This window comes from Pseudomonas alkylphenolica, from assembly GCF_016009175.1.
GTDB classification, from domain to species: domain Bacteria; phylum Pseudomonadota; class Gammaproteobacteria; order Pseudomonadales; family Pseudomonadaceae; genus Aquipseudomonas; species Aquipseudomonas alkylphenolica_B.
This window is the reverse complement of record NZ_JADUCM010000018.1, coordinates 88,093-105,296: the sequence shown is the minus strand read 5'-3', so window position 1 is coordinate 105,296 and position 17,204 is coordinate 88,093. Positions and strand designations below refer to the sequence as shown.

At 61.2% G+C, this 17,204-nt stretch carries 15 protein-coding genes; 11 read left to right on the top strand and 4 right to left on the bottom strand.

Annotated elements, in window-relative coordinates:
* Position 1 precedes the first annotated feature (1 nt).
* The 4 genes from rimM (at position 2) to I5S59_RS16570 (ending at position 2,189) form a co-directional block, all read left to right on the top strand.
* Positions 2-538, top strand: a complete 537-nt coding sequence (gene rimM / locus I5S59_RS16585; protein WP_128322502.1) for a ribosome maturation factor RimM — start codon at positions 2-4, stop codon at positions 536-538.
* Between the two features lie 3 nt (positions 539-541).
* Positions 542-1,294 carry a tRNA (guanosine(37)-N1)-methyltransferase TrmD gene (gene trmD, locus I5S59_RS16580; RefSeq protein WP_128322501.1) on the top strand — a complete coding sequence of 251 codons (753 nt, stop codon included), beginning with the start codon at positions 542-544 and terminating at the stop codon, positions 1,292-1,294.
* A gap of 42 nt (positions 1,295-1,336) precedes the next feature.
* A complete protein-coding gene (rplS, locus tag I5S59_RS16575) occupies positions 1,337-1,687 on the top strand; it encodes a 50S ribosomal protein L19 (RefSeq protein ID WP_128322500.1) in 351 nt (116 codons plus the stop codon).
* 94 nt (positions 1,688-1,781) lie between these two features.
* A complete protein-coding gene (locus I5S59_RS16570; RefSeq protein ID WP_197877587.1) occupies positions 1,782-2,189 on the top strand; it encodes an acyl-CoA thioesterase in 408 nt (135 codons plus the stop codon).
* Between the two features lie 52 nt (positions 2,190-2,241).
* Here the strand turns inward: I5S59_RS16570 and I5S59_RS16565 are convergent, their stop codons facing one another.
* Positions 2,242-4,044 (bottom strand): cation:proton antiporter, encoded by a 1,803-nt coding sequence (locus I5S59_RS16565; protein ID WP_197877586.1) that lies wholly within the window; start codon positions 4,042-4,044, stop codon positions 2,242-2,244.
* A 75-nt stretch (positions 4,045-4,119) separates the two neighbouring features.
* On the opposite strand from I5S59_RS16565, the gene xerD reads away from it, so the two are divergent.
* The 6 genes from xerD to I5S59_RS16535 all read left to right on the top strand — a co-directional run bounded on the left by xerD (position 4,120) and on the right by I5S59_RS16535 (position 13,797).
* Complete coding sequence (gene xerD / locus I5S59_RS16560) at positions 4,120-5,016, top strand: site-specific tyrosine recombinase XerD (RefSeq protein ID WP_197877585.1); 897 nt, start codon at positions 4,120-4,122, stop codon at positions 5,014-5,016.
* Positions 5,017-5,160: 144 nt separating this feature from the next.
* Positions 5,161-5,895 carry a bifunctional protein-disulfide isomerase/oxidoreductase DsbC gene (gene dsbC / locus I5S59_RS16555; RefSeq protein WP_197877584.1) on the top strand — a complete coding sequence of 245 codons (735 nt, stop codon included), beginning with the start codon at positions 5,161-5,163 and terminating at the stop codon, positions 5,893-5,895.
* 81 nt (positions 5,896-5,976) lie between these two features.
* Positions 5,977-7,281: a homoserine dehydrogenase gene (locus I5S59_RS16550; RefSeq protein WP_197877583.1), complete on the top strand. Its 1,305-nt coding sequence runs from the start codon at positions 5,977-5,979 to the stop codon at positions 7,279-7,281.
* A gap of 105 nt (positions 7,282-7,386) precedes the next feature.
* Positions 7,387-8,796 carry a threonine synthase gene (gene thrC / locus I5S59_RS16545; protein WP_197877582.1) on the top strand — a complete coding sequence of 470 codons (1,410 nt, stop codon included), beginning with the start codon at positions 7,387-7,389 and terminating at the stop codon, positions 8,794-8,796.
* Positions 8,797-8,884: 88 nt separating this feature from the next.
* Positions 8,885-12,481, top strand: a complete 3,597-nt coding sequence (locus I5S59_RS16540) for an ATP-binding protein (protein ID WP_197877581.1) — start codon at positions 8,885-8,887, stop codon at positions 12,479-12,481.
* A gap of 95 nt (positions 12,482-12,576) precedes the next feature.
* Positions 12,577-13,797 carry an EAL domain-containing protein gene (locus I5S59_RS16535; RefSeq protein ID WP_232239795.1) on the top strand — a complete coding sequence of 407 codons (1,221 nt, stop codon included), beginning with the start codon at positions 12,577-12,579 and terminating at the stop codon, positions 13,795-13,797.
* On the opposite strand, the gene I5S59_RS16530 is transcribed toward I5S59_RS16535, so the two are convergent.
* Positions 13,798-14,460 (bottom strand): response regulator transcription factor, encoded by a 663-nt coding sequence (locus tag I5S59_RS16530; RefSeq protein ID WP_197877579.1) that lies wholly within the window; start codon positions 14,458-14,460, stop codon positions 13,798-13,800.
* A gap of 153 nt (positions 14,461-14,613) precedes the next feature.
* Here I5S59_RS16530 and I5S59_RS16525 point away from each other — a divergent pair, with 153 nt between their 5' ends.
* Positions 14,614-14,901, top strand: coding sequence for a DUF3509 domain-containing protein (locus tag I5S59_RS16525; protein WP_197877596.1), 288 nt, complete (start codon positions 14,614-14,616; stop codon positions 14,899-14,901).
* Positions 14,902-15,051: 150 nt separating this feature from the next.
* Here I5S59_RS16525 and I5S59_RS16520 read toward each other — a convergent pair whose 3' ends face one another.
* A complete protein-coding gene (locus tag I5S59_RS16520) occupies positions 15,052-15,936 on the bottom strand; it encodes a TIGR02285 family protein (protein ID WP_197877578.1) in 885 nt (294 codons plus the stop codon).
* A gap of 47 nt (positions 15,937-15,983) precedes the next feature.
* A complete protein-coding gene (locus tag I5S59_RS16515) occupies positions 15,984-17,183 on the bottom strand; it encodes a CaiB/BaiF CoA transferase family protein (protein WP_197877577.1) in 1,200 nt (399 codons plus the stop codon).
* Positions 17,184-17,204: the final 21 nt, after the last annotated feature.

Sequence of the window (17,204 nt, the reverse complement as noted above, 5' to 3'; positions counted from 1 at the left end):
TATGAACGCGACGCCAGAAAGTGCTGACGATTTAATCGTTGTTGGCAAGATTTTCTCGGTTCACGGCGTTCGCGGCGAAGTGAAGGTGTATTCCTTTACTGATCCGATTGAAAACCTGTTGGATTACCGCAACTGGACGCTTCGGCGCGAAGGCGTGGTTAAACAGGTAGAGCTGGTCAGTGGCCGTTCCACTCAAAAGGATCTGGTCGCCAAGCTCAAAGGCCTCGACGATCGTGATGAAGCCCGTCTTCTGAGCGGTTATGAGATTTGTATCTCGCGTAGCCTTTTGCCCAACCTGCCTGTCGACGAGTACTACTGGTACCAGTTGGTGGGTCTGAAAGTCATCAATCAGGACGAACAGCTGTTCGGCACGGTTGATCACCTGTTGGAGACCGGCGCGAACGATGTAATGGTGGTCAAGCCCTGCGCGGGCAGCCTGGATGATCGCGAGCGGTTGTTGCCCTATACAGAGCAATGCGTGCTGGCAATCGACCTGGATGCAGGCGTGATGAGGGTGGAATGGGACGCGGACTTCTAAGCAATGGCGAGCCTGCGCGTAGACGTCATCACGCTGTTCCCCGAGATGTTCTCGGCCATCAGTGAGTACGGCATTACCAGCCGAGCGGTAAAACAGGGGTTGTTGCAATTGACCTGCTGGAACCCGCGGGACTACACCACAGATCGCCACCATACAGTGGATGATCGGCCTTTTGGCGGTGGTCCGGGCATGGTGATGAAGATCAAGCCTCTGGAAGACGCCCTGGTCCATGCCAGGCAGGCAACCGGAGAGGCGGCGAAGGTGATCTACCTGAGCCCGCAAGGCCGCAAGCTGAGTCAGTCGGCGGTCAAAGACCTGGCGAGTCAAGAGTCGTTGATTCTGATAGCCGGTCGATATGAAGGCATTGACGAGCGCTTTATTGAAGCTCATGTCGATGAAGAGTGGTCGATTGGGGACTACGTATTGTCTGGTGGTGAGCTACCAGCAATGGTCCTGATTGATGCGGTTACGCGACTGCTGCCCGGAGCTTTAGGGCATGCGGACTCGGCAGAGGAAGATTCCTTTACCGATGGTCTGCTTGATTGCCCGCACTACACCCGACCGGAGGTGTATGCGGATCAGCGTGTTCCCGACGTGTTGCTTAGTGGCAACCATGCACACATCCGGCGATGGCGTTTACAGCAGTCCCTTGGGCGGACCTATGAACGACGCGCCGATCTTCTGGAAAGTCGCTCACTTTCTGGAGAAGAGAAGAAGCTGCTCGAGGAGTATCTCCGAGAGCGGGACGATAGTTAACGTATCGATGGTAGATCCGACGATTTACCTTAGGAGCACAGCATGACCAACAAAATCATTCAGCAGATCGAAGCTGAGCAGATGTCCAAAGAGATCCCGACCTTTGCCCCGGGCGACACCGTTGTCGTTCAGGTGAAAGTGAAGGAAGGCGATCGTTCGCGTCTGCAGGCTTTCGAAGGCGTTGTCATCGCCAAGCGCAACCGTGGTCTGAACAGCGCTTTCACTGTTCGCAAGATCTCCAACGGTGTTGGTGTTGAGCGTACTTTCCAGACCTACAGCCCGCAAATCGACAGCCTGGCCGTGAAACGTCGTGGTGACGTGCGTAAAGCCAAGCTGTACTACCTGCGCGACCTGTCCGGTAAAGCCGCTCGCATCAAGGAAAAACTGTCCTGATGACAGTTTGACCGGCAGCTTCGGCCGCCATGCGAAAAAAGCAGCCTTCGGGCTGCTTTTTTGTTGTCTGCAATTTGTCCCAGATGTGAAGTGAATGAGTCCCAGAGAGCAGGAAATCGAACGCCGCACCGAACTGTCGGTGACCCGCGTGACCAAGGCGGTATTCCCGTCTACCACCAACCACCACAACACCCTGTTTGGCGGCACCGCCCTGGCCTGGATGGACGAAGTCTCGTTCATCGCCGCCACCCGGTTCTGCCGTTTGCCGCTGGTGACCGTGTCCACCGACCGCATCGACTTCAAGCACCCGATTGCGGCGGGTTCCATTGTCGAGCTGGTAGGGCGGATGGCCAGTGTGGGTAACACCAGCCTCAAGGTCGAAGTCGAGGTGTTTGTCGAAAGCATGAGCTGCGACAGCCGTGAAAAAGCCATTCATGGCCTGTTCAGCTTTGTCGCCATCGACGAAGACAAGCGCCCCGTGCCTGTGCTGCCCGGGTTCTGAGCAAGTGGCCTGGCTTCATCGCCGTATTGTTTAGCAACGAAGCCAGGCCGGTTCAGGCAGTTTGCGGTCGAATCAGGGCCACCAGCGTCCACCCCGCCGCAGGTTTAAGGCGGCTGTCAGGGCCGATCACATGCACCCAGCCACTCGCGTCCCGGGCAAACAGCACATTGGCGCGCTCAGCGTGCAGAGCGTGGTAGTCGTCCCAGTCAAACTCATCCGTCAGGTTGGTGCTGTACAGCTCGGCGCCCTCGATCAATTGGCTGGCCAACTGCCCATAGGTCAGTGCCTGGCTACCCAGGACATGCCCGCGATGTTCATCGCTGGCGCGGTGTTTGTCACTGCGTTGCGCCTCGAAGCCGCTGGCCAGGACAAACAGGCGGGCATGACCGAAATCATGGCGAAAGCGCGCGCAAGCCAGGGTGTTCAGCTCCCCGGAAGGAGAGAGCCCCAGCAGATGGCCCAGGCCTACCAGGTCGAGGTGGGCGTCGGCGTGTTGCGAAGCCGGGTTGCCAAAGTAGGTGGGCAGGCCCTCCATGCGTGCCGCACGAATGTTTTCCCAACTTGAGTCGGTCAGCAGTACCCGGCAATCCAGCTGTTGCAAGGCTTTGGCAATCGCCCGCGCCGGCGGGTTCGCGCCGACGATCAAAAAACCGCTGGGGGCGGGCTCGGCGACCTTCAGCAGCCTGGCCAGAGGCCGGGCGGTGGCGCTTTGCAGTACCACCGTGCCGATGATCACGGCGAAGGTCAGCGGTACCAGCAGCAAGGCACTTTCATGACCGGCCTCGTGCAGGCGGATGGCGAAGATGGCCGACACGGCCGCCGCGACGATGCCGCGCGGGGCAATCCAGCTCAGCAAAGTGCGCTCACGCCAGTTCAGTTGTGAGCCCCAGGTAGACAGCGCCACGTTGAGCGGCCGGGCGATCAGCTGAATCACCAGCAGCAATGCCAGCACCGCGGGGCCAAGGCCGAGCAGGGCATTGAGGTCGAGGCGCGCCGCCAGGAGGATGAACAGGCCGGAGATCAGCAAGACGCTGAGGTTTTCCTTGAAGTGCAGGATCTGCCGAACATCGACACCCTTCATGTTGGCCAGGCACATGCCCATGATGGTGACCGCCAGCAGGCCTGATTCATGTGTCACTTCATTGGCCGCGATGAAAATGCCCAGCACTGCAGCCAGCGAGGCCAGGTTGTGCAGGTACTCGGGCAGCCATTGCCGGCGCATGATAGTCCCCAGCACCCAGCCACCCGCAGCGCCAAACGCACTGCCGCAGACAATCACCCCGGCAAAGGTCATCAGGCTCTGGCTCAGGCCGTTACCTTCGGCGCTGGCAATGATGAAGCTGTACACCACAACGGCCAGCAGTGCGCCTATGGGGTCGATGACGATACCTTCCCAGCGCAGAATGTTGGCAATCGTCGACTTTGGCCGCACCACGCGCAGCATCGGTACGATCACGGTTGGTCCGGTGACCAGGGTGAGGGTGCCGAACAAGGTCGCCAGCAGCCAGTCGAAACCGAGCAGCCAGTGCGTGGCGACGGTAATGATCACCCAGGTCGACAGGGCGCCGAGGGTCACCATGCGTCGCACAACGCTGCCTATTTCGCGCCATTGCGAGAGGTGCAGGGTCAGGCTGCCCTCGAAAAGGATCAGGGCGACCGCCAGGGACACCAGCGGCATCAGCAGCGGGCCGAACATGGCCTGCGGGTCGAGCCAGCCCAGGATCGGCCCGGCGAGAATGCCGCTGAGCAACAGAAACAGGATGGCAGGTAACTTCAGGCGCCAGGCCAGCCATTGGCAGGCGAGGGCGGCGGCTCCGATGCCACCGAAAGTCAGCAATATCTGTTGTTCGTTCATTCAAGCTCCCTATGCTGACCGTGTTATGGAAGACTAGCGGCTAATTTCTGTTTTGTTATATGCCGCCGAGTTGTCATGCCTGCCATTGAACACCCCTTGATCGATCAGTTTCTCGACGCCCTGTGGCTGGAAAAAGGCCTGGCGGACAACACCCGCGAGTCGTACCGCAGCGACCTGACCTTGTTCAACGGCTGGTTGCAGGAACAACACGTGGCATTGCCGGACGCCGGGCGCGAGTTGATCCTCGATCACCTCGCCTGGCGCCTGGACCAGGGCTACAAGCCGCGCTCAACAGCACGCTTTCTCTCCGGTGTACGTGGTTTTTATCGGTATTTGCTGCGGGAGAAACTGATTGGCGTTGACCCGACGTTGCAGGTCGAGATGCCGCAGTTGGGGCGTCCGTTGCCCAAGTCCCTCTCAGAAGAGGACGTGGAGGCGCTGTTGCAGGCTCCCGACCTGAGCGAGCCGATTGGCCAGCGTGACCGCGCCATGCTTGAGGTGCTCTACGCCTGTGGTTTGCGCGTGACTGAACTGGTCAGCCTGACCCTGGATCAGGTCAATCTGCGCCAAGGCGTACTGCGGGTAATGGGCAAGGGCAGCAAGGAACGTCTGGGGCCGATGGGCGAAGAGGCGGTGGTCTGGCTGGAGCGCTATGTGCGGGACGGGCGCAATGAGCTGCTGGGTGGACGCCCGAGTGACGTGCTGTTTCCCAGCCAGCGCGGCGAACAGATGACCCGGCAGACATTCTGGCACCGGATCAAGCACCAGGCGCAAGTGGCCGGCATTGGCAAGAGCCTGTCGCCGCATACCTTGCGCCACGCCTTTGCCACTCACCTGCTCAACCACGGCGCCGATTTGCGGGTGGTGCAGATGCTCCTCGGCCACAGCGACCTGTCAACGACGCAGATCTACACCCACGTCGCCCGCGCCCGGCTGCAGGAGATGCACGCGCGCCATCACCCGCGTGGCTGAACCTGCAGGGCTTGTATCGGCCGGGGGCGGTCTGTGCGGGCATGATGTGGTAGGCTTGGGCGGTTTGCATCAAGGACCGTCTGGCCGCCGTCGTTTCAGACCTGCGTTGCTTGATCGGCCCTTTGCCCGCCTTCAGGAGTTCCCATGCGCGTGACCCAGATTATCGCCACCGCCGCCCTGGCGTTGGTCAGTACTTTTGCCGCTGCCACCGACACCGCCGAGCAGGCGATCCGCAAGACCCTGCAAACCCTGGAGCTGGGTGTGCCGGTCGACAGCGTTGCCTCCAGTCCGCTGAACGGGCTGTACGAAGTCAAGCTCGAAGGTGGCCGCGTGCTGTACGCCAGCCCCGACGGTCAGTTCGTCATGCAGGGTTACCTGTACCAGATCCAGGACGGCAAGCCGGTCAACCTGACGGAAAAAACCGAGCGTCAGGCCATCGCCAAGAGCATCAATGCTATTCCAGCCGCCGAGATGGTGGTTTATCCTGCCAAGGGCGAAACCAAATCGCACATCACTGTGTTTACCGACACGACCTGCCCGTACTGCCACAAGCTGCACGCCGAAGTGCCTGAGTTGAACCGCCGCGGTATCGAAGTGCGTTACGTTGCCTTCCCGCGTCAAGGCCTCGGCTCCCCGGGCGATGAACAGCTGCAAGCCGTCTGGTGCTCCAGCGACCGTAAAGCGGCGCTGGACAAAATGATCGACGGCAAAGAAATCAAGGCTGCCAAGTGCGCCAACCCGGTCAGCAAGCAATTCCAGCTGGGTCAGTCGATTGGTGTCAACGGCACCCCGGCCATCGTGCTTGAAGACGGCCAGGTGATTCCGGGTTATCAACCGGCTCCACAGGTAGCCAAGCTGGCGCTCGCCGGCAGCAAATAAATCAACAAGCTAGCCGTCACCATGGGGAGACGGCTGTTTTCACGAACGGCTTCGCGCCGTTCGTTCAATGGGGAGTTCACAGTGAAACCGGTCAAAGTAGGCATCTGTGGGTTGGGGACCGTCGGTGGCGGTACCTTCAATGTACTTCAGCGTAACGCCGAGGAAATCGCCCGCCGTGCCGGGCGTGGTATCGAAGTGGCACAGATTGCCATGCGTTCGCCAAACCCGAATTGCCAGATTACCGGTACCCCCATTACCGCTGATGTATTCGAGGTCGCAACGAACCCGGAAATCGACATTGTCATCGAGCTGATCGGCGGCTACACCGTGGCCCGCGATCTGGTACTCAAGGCTATCGACAATGGCAAGCACGTGGTCACCGCCAACAAGGCGCTGATCGCCGTGCACGGTAACGAGATCTTCGCCAAGGCGCGCGAGAAGGGCGTAATCGTCGCCTTCGAAGCGGCCGTGGCCGGTGGCATCCCGGTAATCAAGGCGATCCGCGAAGGCCTCTCGGCCAACCGCATCAACTGGGTGGCCGGTATCATCAACGGCACCGGTAACTTCATCCTCACCGAAATGCGCGAGAAAGGCCGGGCCTTCCCTGACGTGCTGGCCGAAGCCCAGGCGCTGGGTTATGCCGAAGCCGACCCGACCTTCGACGTCGAAGGTATCGATGCGGCCCACAAGCTGACCATCCTGGCCTCGATTGCCTTTGGTATTCCGCTGCAGTTCGACAAGGCTTACACCGAAGGCATCACCCAGCTGACCACCGCCGACGTCAACTATGCCGAAGCGCTGGGCTACCGCATCAAGCACCTGGGGGTGGCGCGCAGCACGGTCAACGGCATCGAGTTGCGGGTTCATCCGACACTGATCCCGGCCGACCGCCTGATCGCCAACGTCAACGGCGTGATGAACGCGGTGATGGTCAACGGCGACGCTGCCGGTTCCACCCTGTTCTACGGCGCCGGTGCCGGCATGGAGCCGACCGCTTCGTCCGTGGTTGCCGACCTGGTGGATGTGGTCCGCGCAATGACCTCCGACCCCGAAAACCGTGTACCGCACCTGGCCTTCCAGCCGGATTCGTTGTCGGCGCACCCGATCCTGCCGATCGAGGCCTGCGAGTCTGCTTACTACCTGCGGATTCAGGCCAAGGATCACCCGGGCGTGCTTGCCCAGGTGGCCAGCATCCTTTCGGAGCGCGGCATCAATATCGAATCGATCATGCAGAAGGAAGTCGAGGAGCAAGACGGCCTGGTGCCAATGATCCTGCTGACTCACCGTGTGCTTGAGCAACGCATGAACGACGCCATCACCGCCCTGGAAGGTCTGCAGGACGTGATCGGCAACGTGGTGCGTATCCGCGTCGAACAACTGAATTGATAACAGCGGCAAGCGCCAGGCTGCCGGCTGCAAGGCAGACGCCCAACGGCGGTGACTTGCAGCTCGGCGCCCGACACTTGAAGCTTTAACCAAAGGTTTGCACAAATGCGCTACATCAGTACCCGCGGCCAGGCACCGGCCCTGAATTTCGAAGACGTCCTGCTCGCAGGCCTGGCCAGCGATGGCGGTCTGTACGTGCCGGAAAACCTGCCACGTTTCACCCAGGAAGAAATCGCTTCGTGGGCCGGCCTGCCATACCACGAACTGGCGTTCCGGGTGATGCGTCCGTTCGTTACCGGCAGCATTGCCGATGCCGATTTCAAAAAGATTCTTGAAGAAACCTACGGCGAGTTCGCCCACGCCGCGGTCGCCCCGCTGCGTCAGCTGAACAGCAACGAATGGGTGCTGGAGCTGTTCCACGGCCCGACCCTGGCGTTCAAGGATTTCGCCCTGCAACTGCTCGGACGTCTGCTTGACCACGTGCTGGCCAAGCGCGGCGAGCGTGTGGTGATCATCGGCGCCACCAGTGGTGACACCGGTTCGGCGGCCATCGAAGGCTGCCGCCGTTGCGACAACGTCGACATCTTCATCCTGCACCCGCACCAGCGTGTGTCGGAAGTGCAGCGCCGGCAGATGACCACCATCTTCGGTGAGAACATCCACAACATCGCCATCGAAGGCAACTTCGATGACTGTCAGGAAATGGTCAAGGCCAGCTTCGCTGACCAGGGCTTCCTCAAGGGCACGCGCCTGGTCGCGGTCAACTCGATCAACTGGGCGCGGATCATGGCCCAGATCGTCTACTACTTCCACGCAGCCCTGCAGCTGGGCGGCCCGGCGCGTTCGGTGGCGTTCTCGGTGCCGACCGGCAACTTCGGCGACATCTTCGCCGGCTACCTGGCGCGCAACATGGGCCTGCCGATCAGCCAGCTGATCGTCGCGACCAACCGCAACGACATCCTGCACCGCTTCATGAGCGGCAACCAGTACGTCAAGGAAACCCTGCACGCGACCCTGTCGCCGTCGATGGACATCATGGTCTCGTCCAACTTCGAGCGCCTGCTGTTCGACCTGCACGGCCGCAACGGTGCTGCCATCGCCGGCTTGATGGACAACTTCAAGCAAGGTGGCGGTTTCAGCGTCGAGCAGGACCGTTGGGTAGAAGCGCGCAAGCTCTTCGACTCGCTGGCCGTTGATGATGCGCAAACCTGCGAAACCATCGCCGAAGTCTTCGCCCAGACCGGCGAAGTGCTCGACCCGCACACCGCGATCGGGGTCAAGGCCGCACGCGAATGCCGCCGCAGCCTGGATACGCCGATGGTGGTGCTGGGTACCGCGCATCCGGTCAAGTTCCCGGAAGCGGTGGAGAAGGCCGGCGTCGGCAAGGCGCTGGAGCTGCCAGCCCACCTGAGCGACCTGTTCGCCCGGGAAGAGCGCTGCACGGTCCTGGCCAACGATCTGAAAGCGGTACAAGCCTTCGTCAGTCAGCATGGCAATCGCGGCAAGCCGCTCTGACCCCTCGATAGGCACACGAAAAAGCCCGTCCCTGACGGGCTTTTTTGTTTCTACACTGGCCAAGGTCAGAAACACGGATGATGCAGCAATGAGCACAGGATGCAGTCGAACAGCCGGGCTTGTGCTGGCCTGCCTGTTATGGGTTCTCAGTGCAGGCTGGGCGCATGCTGCGCAGAGCCTGCCATTTACCCTGGCACCACCGTTCACCACGCTCGAGCCCTTTGCGCTGAGCCTGGAAGAACAGCGGTGGCTCGGCCCTGCACGGCTGTTACGGGTAGGGATCTCCTCGGCCGACTATGAGCCGGTAGACATCACCATTGACCGTAATCGCTATCAGGGCATCAGCGCCGACTACCTGAGTCTGGTGGCCGCGCGCCTGGGGGTCAAGACCCAGGTGCTGGCCTTCACCCGGCGCGAAGAAGCGATCGAAGCCCTGCACCAGGGCTCGATTGATGTTCTGACCAGCGCCAATGGCTTTGAGCGCAGTGTGCCGGAGCTGGTGTTTACCGATGACTACATTCCCGATCGTTCCATGGTGGTAGTACGCGGCGGCGCCCCTTTACCCGCCAAATCACTCGACGGCATGAAAATCGTGCTGCTCGACGGCTATGCCGACACGCGTGTGGTGCATCAGGTGTATCCCGGCAGCCAGGTAATTCTGGCGCCCAACCTCAGTAGCGCCCTGGAAGCGTTGAACCAGGGCGAGGTGGATGCGTTTATCGGTAACGAAATCATTGTTCGCGCCTACAGTACGCTGCGACCTTACCTGGGCTTGCAGGTGGTCGGTCCCAGCGAGCTGCCGGCGATCGGCTTTGCCTTCGCCCTGCGCGCCCAGGACCATCTGCTGCAAGGGATGTTCGACCGTGCGCTGAGCAGTATCGACGACCCGGTACGGCGCGAAATCCTCCAGCGCTGGACCTCCGGACTGGGTTCTGATGTGGCCCACCGGCGTGTCCAGCTGAGCGCGCAGGAACACCAATGGATTGCCCAGCATCCGACCGTAACGGTCGTCGGCAGCCAGTATCCGCCGTACCTGTTCCGCAATCGTCAGGGCGCCTGGGTCGGGCTGAACCGTGACGTGTTGGCGGCGATTGCGCAGCTGACCGGGCTGCAGTTCGTGTTCAAGCCGTCTTCATCCATTGCCCAGAGCCTGGCCCTGCTGGAGCAGGAGCAGGCGGACATGAGCACCACGCTGAGCGAGACGCCGCAGCGAAGGGTGTTTCTCAACTTTACCCATTCGCTGGGTGGGCAAAGCTGGGTGTTCATCGTGCGCCAGGCGAACCTGGGATTGGCGTCGCTCGATGAACTGAACGGCGAAACCCTGGCGCTGCCCGCCGAGCATGCCCTGGAAGCCAGCATTCGCCAGTCCCATCCCGGCATCCGCCTGTTGCTGGTGGAATCGCTGGAGCAAGCCCGGGAGAAAGTGCGCAATGGCCAGGCCATGGCGACCATCGACAGTGAGGTCGGGGCATACGGCGCACTGAACAGTGATCCGGTACTGAAGGTCGGGCGCGGGGTCGAAGGCAAGTGGGCGCCGGACCGGTTTTCGGTCAGGCGCAGCGCACCGGAGCTTGAGAGTATTCTGAACAAGGCACTGGAGGCCATGCCGGTTGCCGACTTGCGCGCCTTGCGGATGAAATGGCTGGGGGCCTTGGCGCCGCCTGCGCCGGTGTGGCAACGGATTCCGCCCTGGGTGTTCTGGGCCGTCGCCGCAGCACTGCTGTTTGGTGTGGCATCGTTTGTATGGAGCAGCCGCCTGCGTGCACAGATCATGCAGCGCGAGAAAGCCGAGGCGGCGCTCAATGATCAGCTGGCGTTCAAGCGTGCACTGCTCGACGGTATCCCCAACCCGATCTATGTGCGTGACCTGGAAGGGCGGCTGCTCTCGTGCAACAGAAGCTATGAAGAGGCGTTTTCGGTGCGCCTGGATGAGGTCAGGGGGCTTCGAGTAACCGATAATGCGTCGATTCCCCCGCACCTGTCGGCGAAAATGCACGCCGACTACCTGAACCTGCTCAAAGACCCCAAGCCGGTGTTCGTCGATCGCCGGATCAAGCTGCAAGGCGTGCCGATCGACGCCTATCAATGGACCGTGCCGTTTTACAATGCCGATGGCCAATTGCAGGGCTTGCTCGGCGGCTGGATCGACATCACCGATCGCAAGCGACTGGAGGCGGACCTGGTAGAGGCCCGCCAGCATGCCGAGCAGGCCAACCAGGCAAAAAGTGCATTTTTGGCCACCATGAGCCACGAGATCCGTACACCGATGGCGGTGATCATTGGCTTGCTGGAACTGGAGCGCGAAAGCGCCCTGGCGCTCGGGCAGGAGCCATCGTCGAGGCTGGAGACCGCGTATCGCTCGGCACGTGAACTGATCGCCCTGATCGGTGACAGCCTGGACCTGGCCCGCATCGAGGCTGGCAGCCTTCAGCTTACGCCACAGGCAGTGGCGCTGGTGCCGTTTGCCGAAAGTGTCATCACCCAGTTTCGCAGCCAGGCGCTGGCACAAGGACTGGCACTGCGCCTGCAAGTCGCCGATGACACGCAAGGCACCTACTGGTTTGACCCGGTGCGCTTGCGCCAGGTGTTGATCAACCTGGTGAGCAACGCCCTGAAATTTACCCACCTTGGCCAGGTGACTGTCGAAATCAGCCGTACCGGGGAGGATTCCCCATTGGCGGTCGGGCTGCGCCTTTGTGTGCGAGACACCGGCATAGGCATCAGTGACCAGCAGCAGCGTGAGCTGTTCACGCCTTTTACCCAGGCCAGCGCCGCCTCGGCCACAGAGTACGGAGGCAGTGGCCTTGGCCTGAGTATCTGTCGACAGCTGGTAGAACTGATGGGCGGTTCGATCAGCCTGCACAGCGTGTTGGGCGAGGGTACTGAGGTTGAGGTGACGCTGATGCTGGAGCCGGTGCAGCAGAAGCAGGAGCGGTCCACCCCCGTGGCTGCGCTGCGCCAGAATACCCCCGCACGACGTGTGCTGGTGGTAGACGATCTCTCTGCCAGTCGCCTGGTGCTCATGCAACAGCTGGAGTTTCTTGGGCATCAAGTGGTGGCGGTGGACAATGGCCAGGCGGCACTGGAGTGCTGGCAGCACGAACAATTCGATCTGCTCCTGACCGATTGCAACATGCCGGTGATGAGTGGGTATGCCTTGGCGCGAGCCATTCGGCACCTGGAGAGCGAGCAGCAGCGGGCGGCAACCGCGATCATCGGCTACACCGCCAACGCCTTGAAAGACGAGCGCGACCGGTGCCTGGAGGCGGGAATGGACGATTTGCTGGTCAAACCTGTTTCGCTGGATCGGCTGGCCGGGACCATCTCGGCGTGGGCGCCCCTGCACAGTTTCAGGATGCAGGCGCTGCAGCAAATGACCCAGGCCGATCCGGTCATCATGCGCCGCATGTTGTTGGAGTTGCACAAGAACCTCGGTGAAGAGCAGGTGATGCTCAACAAGGCCGTGTCAGCTTTTGCCGTGGATGCTGTGCGGGCCTCGTTGCATCGCCTTGAGGGGGTGGCATGCCTGATTGATGCGGTGCCTTTGGCTCAGGCGTGTGCGGCATTGCGCCAGGCATCCCAGGCACCAGGCCCGGATGAGCTAGAGACTGCCTGGGCGGCGCTGGAGCAGGTGTTGTTGCAGCTTGATGCAGATGTAGAGCGGGAGCTGTCGAAAGCGCCTTGAGTACTTTAGGACTTGTCCGATAGGTTGGCAGGGCATAGTTGCCTAAAGTAGCCCCCGTGCTGTCGCACATGACGGCAACTGCGGGGGTAGCGAGTATGCATTCACTCAAAGTTCTGATTCTGGAGGATCATCCTTTCCAGCTCATGGCATTGCATCAAATGCTCAATGCCAATGGCGTGTTCGATGTGTTGACCGCCGAGTCCGTCGATGTCGCCTGCCAGGTGCTGTCACGCCGCGGGCCGGTTGATATCGCCATTTGTGATTTGCACATGGAGGGTCCGGACGGCCTGGCGTTCATCCGTCACCTGGCTGAAAGTGGCCTGGCGGCCTCGGTGATCATCCTCAGCGGTGCCGAGGCCTGTGTAATCGATAGCGTTGGCAAACTGGCCCGGCACATGGGCGTCAATGTCCTGGGCTGTGTGCAAAAGCCGGCCAGCAGCATCGTTCTGCATCAGCTGCTGCGTCGGTACCTGGAGCAGGATTGCACACCGCCCGCGGTGGTGAGGCTGCCACAGTATCCCGAGCTGCTGGATCTGACAGCCGCGCAACTGGCCGAGGGCCAGAATCAGTGGGGGGCGCACTATCAGCCGAAGGTGGCACACGACGGCAAGCTGGTGGGCGTCGAAGCCCTGGTGCGTTGGCAGCATCCCTGCCTTGGCTTGTTGTACCCCGGGCAGTTTCTTCGGCTGATCGAGCGCGCCGGTCTGCTCGACACCTTGAGTTTGCATGTGCTGGACCAGGCACTGGCGTTCAGCGCGCGCTTTAAAGCACAAACCGGCAATGCGCTGCCTGTGGCCGTGAACATCACGCCGCACATGCTGGCTCGCCCCGATTTGCACGATCAGGTCAAAGCGGCGCTTGAGCGCCACGCTGTTGCCGCCAGCGCCCTGACCCTGGAAATGATCGAAACCGTCGGCTGCACGCCGGACGAGCATCAGCTTGAAGGCCTCCTGCACTTGCGCATCCTTGGCTGTCAGCTGTCCATTGACGATTTCGGCATGGACGGTTCCAACGTCCAGCGTTTGCTGGAGCTGCCGTTCAGTGAGTTGAAACTGCCCAGCCAGTTCGTACGCGGCATGGCCACTGACGGACGCAAGGCCGCCGTGGTTGCCGGTGCCTTGATCATGGCGCGGCGCATGAACCTGAGGGTGGTGGTCGAAGGGGTTGAGACGGGAGAGGATCTGCAGGCCATCAAGGCGCTGGGGCAGCCCGTCATGCAAGGGTACTTCATTGCCAGGCCCATGCCGGGGGCCGAATTGCTGGAGTGGGTTGGCAAGCGCGATGAGACCAGTATCGCCCAGCTGGCCACGGCCTGATCAGCTCAGGCCGTGTTCCTGCAGGTAAAGAAAGAGTGCCGCATCATTGGCCAGGCCGAGTTTGCGCATGGCACTGACCTTCTGGGTACTGACGGTCTGTTTGCTGCGATTGAGCAGGGCCGCGATCTGGCTCACCGTATGGCCTGCGGCAAGCAGTCGGGTGACTTCCAGCTCCTTGGGTGACAGGGACTCCTGTACACCGATCATGTCTTCGCGTACCGCGCCATCCTGAAGCAGCAGGTGTTGCACCGAGGCGGCCAGGTAGTTCCTGCCGCGCCGCAGGCAGCCGATCGCCTGGGGCAGCTCGTCAGCCAGGCTGGCCTTGCTCAGCAGACCGTTGACCCCCAGGGTGAGCATTGCCCGGAACAACCCGGCGTTGTTGAGCATGGTCACCACCAGGATGGGCAGCGTCGGAAACTGTCGGCGTATTTGCTCGAGCAGTTTCAAACCATCGTTCTGCTGTTCTACCGGCATCATGAAGTCGGTCACGACCACATCACATTCCGTCGCCTGCAGGTGGCCCAACAGTTCTGTCGGGCTGCCGGCCTGAGCGACGACACGCACACCGGGGATCTGCTCGAGCACAGCCTGCAGGCCGATGCGAAAGATCGGATGGTCGTCGGCCAGGACAATGCGCAAGGGGCGCGTGGGGGAATTACTCAAAGCAGTCTCCGTAAGACCATTGGCTGATTCAAACTGTCATTGTTGGCAGTCATGCTCGGTGAACGGACAGTGAACCAAACCGATAGAACTTTCCCGCAAGGTTCGGGGTCATTCGTGTATCCCTTGAAAACAGGTAGGTGAGCAGTGGACAAGATGAAACGTATTGGCTTGTTGCTAACTGAAGCATTGGCACCGTATCACGTCACGCTGGTTCGACACGAACAGCCCGGCCATTTCACCTTGCAGGTCTTTGATGAGTCTAGCCACCCCGTTGTACAGCGCTCGGTGTCGCTTGGCGAGCTTGAAGACCAGCGCCTGCTGATCGACCTGGTTGATGGTTTGCAGCGTGATTTACGGGTGGTCGAAGGGCGACTGCAGCCATCGATGATTGCAGCGCTGCAGCAGGTACAGCATCAGCGCGGACAAACACTCGGCCTGTAAGGAACCTTTGGTTCGGCGGGCACTCAGATCTGACGAGAGCGGTTGACTGGCGTTTTGCTCCGATGCCTTTCAACTGTCGCAAAAAAGTCCTGCGGGACTTTTGTTTAGCCCCGGTCGGCTCCCCAACGCCCGGGGTTTCTTTTTGCCTGCTCACTGGGGGGCGATGAAAAACTGTTGGCTTTCCTGCATGTATTGCTCGCGCATGTGCGGATCAAGCCAGTGTGCATAGAGCGCTGGCAGGACGTCTCGGCGCAAGGGCATGAGCAGTTCGTTGATGTGGCTGACCGCTTCGCGCCCCAGTGGCGTGTCGGAGCAGCCGATGTGGATGAACTGGTAGCGGGTGACGCCCTGGATCGGGTAAAACCGGTAGTCTTCGGTTGCCCAGTGCTGCTGCTGGACCAGGTAGCGGACTTCCGGCCAGTAGCCCAGCAGCAGTTGCAGGCGCTCGCGCTTTTGCATCTGCAGCAGGTTGGTTACCGCATCGTTGCCATAGTGGCGGCTGAGGGTCTGCTCTGGCAGGGTCTTGAGCAAGGCGTCGACAGGTGGGCTGTAGCTGCGTTCAGCCACTACCCCCAGTTTGAGTGACGTGCCTTCGAGCAGACCGCGCAAATCAAGTGCCTGGTTTTCTACATAGGGTGTCAGCAGCGCCTGGTCCTGCTTGCGTACCACCACACCGCTGCTGAGCACACCCAGGCTCGGCTTGGCAAAGTGCACATAGCGGGCGCGCTCAGGGGTCCAGAGCAAGGTGGGGTCACAGGTAAAGCGGCCTTCCTGAAGCATTTGCGTGCCCCGTGCACGATTGACCCGGATGATGCTGTGGTCATATTCGGGCATGGCCTCGATCAGCATCGGCAGCAGTTGATCCACCACCCCCTGGCCTTTGCCGGAGCCTTCGAAGACGGTCAATGGCGGCAGGTCGCGTAGCAGCCACAGCAAGCGCTCCTTGGCCCAGGCAGTACCGGGCAGGCTGGCGCCCACTGCACAGAAAAGTAGTGCCAGCAGGGTACCAACGCGCTGCCGCCTGCGTTCGATCATGTGCGAGTCTCCACCGTCCAGCCGGTAACAGGGTGAGGCGTAATGCGTCAGATCGCCCCTTGCTCGCGCAGGCGTGCTATGTGTGCCGCGTCGTAGCCCAGTGCGCCAAGCAGTTGCTCGGTATGCGCGCCGAGTTCCGGACCGACCCATTCGCTGGAACCTGGTGTTTCCGACAATTTGGGCACAATCCCCGGCATCTTGAACGGCTTGCCGTCAGGCAGTTTGGCTTGCAGGAACATTTCCCGGGCCAGGAACTGCGGGTCGCTGAACATGTCTTCGGCGCTGTAGATGCGGCTGGCCGGCACCTGAGCCTCGTTGAGCACCTGCATCAGCTCATCCAGCGGTACGCTGCGGGCCCAGCGGTCGATAACGCCATACAGTTCGTCGCGGCGCTGATCGCGGCCATCGTTGCTGGCCAGTTGCGCATCGTCGGCCAGGTCCTGGCGGCCGATGGCGAGCATGAAACGCTTGAAGATCGCATCGCCGTTGGCGCCAATCTGTACATGCTTGCCGTCGGCACTGGTATGAATAGAGGAGGGCGTGATGCCCGGCATGATGTTGCCCGTGCGCTCGCGGATAAAGCCGAACACGTCGAACTCCGGCACCATGCTTTCCATCATCGCGAAGATGGCCTCGTACAAGGCCACGTCGACCACCTGACCCGTACCACCGTTGACCTCGCGATGACGCAGGGCCATCAAGGCGCCGATCACGCCCCACAGCGCTGCGATCGAATCACCGATGGAAATACCGGTACGCACGGGGGGACGGTCTTCAAAGCCGGTGATGTACCGCAGGCCGCCCATGGACTCACCGACAGCGCCGAAGCCGGGCTGGTCTTTCATCGGCCCGGTCTGACCGAAGCCGGACAGCCGCACCATGACCAGTTTCGGGTTCAGCGCGTGGAGGGTGTCCCAGCCCAGGCCGAGCTTTTCCAGCACGCCGGGACGGAAGTTCTCGATAAGGATGTCAGCGTCGGCCAGCAGCTTTTTGAGGATATCGATGCCGTCGGCGTGCTTGAGGTTGAGGGTCAGCGACTGTTTGTTGCGGGCCTGGACGAACCACCACAGCGACGTGCCTTCATAGAGCTTGCGCCATTTGCGCAAGGGATCACCGCCATCCGGGGACTCGACCTTGATCACCTCTGCGCCGAATTCCGCGCAGATGCGCGCAGCAAAAGGCCCGGCGATCAGGGTGCCGAGTTCGATGACTTTCAGTCCGGCGAGGGGTTTGCTGGGTGTAGGCATGGGGCGTCCGTGGCGGCGGGT